The organism is Glutamicibacter sp. V16R2B1, assembly GCF_005774635.1.
Lineage (GTDB): Bacteria > Actinomycetota > Actinomycetes > Actinomycetales > Micrococcaceae > Glutamicibacter > Glutamicibacter creatinolyticus.
Genome location: NZ_VATX01000068.1, coordinates 1 through 1,381, shown reverse-complemented (window position 1 = coordinate 1,381; position 1,381 = coordinate 1). Strand labels below are relative to the sequence as shown.

Genomic DNA, 1,381 nt, shown 5'->3' with positions numbered 1-1,381 from the left:
GGTGCGGCGGCGGTGCTGTCGCCCGCGGTCAGGGCCCGCGGGGGTGCTGATCCGGCCTGCAGGGGTGCCGTCGCGGCGGTGCGCCGGTCGCGCAGGGCGCCGAGCTGAGCGGTCACCTGGTCATGCAGCGCGCCGAGCTGGGCGGTGACCTGGTCGCGCTGGTTCTCGAGGTCGGCGAGGCGCAGGGCGGACTCGCCCTCGGTCGCGGCTGCGGTGGCCCGTGCCGTTTCGACGACCCGCTGCGCCTCGGCGCGGGCCGAGGCCACGATGTTCTGCGCCTGCTCCTCGGCGTCCAGCACGGTGCGCTCGCGGGTGTACTCGGCTTCGGCGACGATCCGGCGGGCCTCTTCCAGCTGGGCCTCGGCGTCACGGGTCCGCTCGGCGCGGCCCGTGGCCGCTTCCTCCTCGGCGAGCTGGAGGATCTGGGTGATGCGCCCGCCGAACTCCTCCCCCGCCGGCCGGTTCGCCGCCAGATCATCGCGCACCCGGGCCGCCTCGGTGGCCGCCTCGGAGGCGGCGGCCTCGGCGGCGGCCCCGTGCGACTCGGCCTCGCGGAGCTGCTCGACAAGCCAGTTGACGTGCGCGTTCACCTGCTGCGGGTCGTAGCCGCGGCGGACCAGATCGAAGCCGGGGGCGCCTTCACCCTCGCCGGCCATCGGGATGAGATCGCTGTGCTCTGTCATAGGCACCCAGCATCCCAGACCGGCAATCGTTGGGTGACAGGAGCTGGGGCGTCGGCCGGTTCGGGTTGCGTGATCTATACGCCGCGGAAGCGGTTGATGGCGGTGAGGTGACGAGCCCGGGTCTGCTCGTCCCGCACCCCCAACCCCTCCTCCGGCGCCAGACACAGCACACCGACCTTCCCCTGGTGAGCGTTGCGGTGCACATCGAACGCCGCCTGCCCCGTCTCCTCCAACGGATACACCCGCGACAACGTCGGATGGATCAACCCCCGCGCCACCAACCGGTTCGCCTCCCACGCCTCCCGATAGTTCGCAAAATGCGTCCCGATAATCCTCTTCAGATTCATCCACAGATACCGATTGTCGTACTCATGCAGAAACCCACTCGTCGACGCACACGTCACCACCGTCCCCCCACGCCGCGCCACGAACACCGACGCCCCGAACGTCTCCCGCCCCGGATGCTCGAACACGATGTCCGGATCCTCACCCCCGGTCAGCTCCCGGATCCGCCGCCCGAGGCGCTTCCACTCCCGCGGGTCCTGCGTCCGCTCGTCCGACCAGAACCGGTACCCCTCCGCCGCCCGGTCGATCACCAGCTCCGCGCCCATCGCCCGGCAGATCGCCGCCTTCTCCGCCGAGGACACCACACACACCGGAATCCCCCCACCCCGCAGCACCATCTGCGTGGCGTACGA

General features: G+C 71.3%; 1 protein-coding gene and 1 pseudogene. Both read right to left on the bottom strand.

What is annotated here, in order from left to right:
- Nucleotides 1–683, bottom strand: a pseudogene (locus FDN03_RS16145) (hypothetical protein); the annotation flags it as partial.
- Between the two features lie 74 nt (nt 684–757).
- Nucleotides 758–1,381: zinc-binding dehydrogenase (locus FDN03_RS16140; RefSeq protein WP_138178604.1), on the bottom strand; the 624-nt coding region annotated here is incomplete at its 5' end.